Here is a 332-nt window from a genome sequence, read left to right on the forward strand (position 1 = left end):
GGCGGTAATGAACAGATGCTTGTTCCTCATGGTTTCCCCACCCTTGAGGCGAAAAAAGCCGATGCTTTTTGAAGGATCTCGTTTTCCTCCTGAAGTCGCTTGTTTTCCTTGCGAAGTCGTGTGAGCTCGGCAGCATCGGCCTGCTGGCGCCGTTTGGCTTCCACTGACCCAGCTGCCTCAATCTCCAGACGCCACATCTTCAGCTGTGTCGGCGTCAGTCCAAGCTCCTTGGCAACCTTTCCCAGAGTGGCTCTCGGCTCATAAAGCCGCTCCACAGCTGCCGCTTTGTACTCTTCAGTGTATTTCGAGCGTCCCGTGCCCATTCACATCTC

General features: G+C 55.1%; 1 protein-coding gene. It reads right to left on the reverse strand.

Translation table 11 applies throughout. The features are described 5' to 3' along the window. Positions 1-26 precede the first annotated feature (26 nt). A complete protein-coding gene (locus PPL9_RS30180; protein WP_057466192.1) occupies positions 27-323 on the reverse strand; it encodes a transposase in 297 nt (98 codons plus the stop codon). Positions 324-332: the final 9 nt, after the last annotated feature.

Origin of the sequence: Pseudovibrio sp. POLY-S9 (assembly GCF_001431305.1) — a bacterium.
Lineage (GTDB): Bacteria > Pseudomonadota > Alphaproteobacteria > Rhizobiales > Stappiaceae > Pseudovibrio.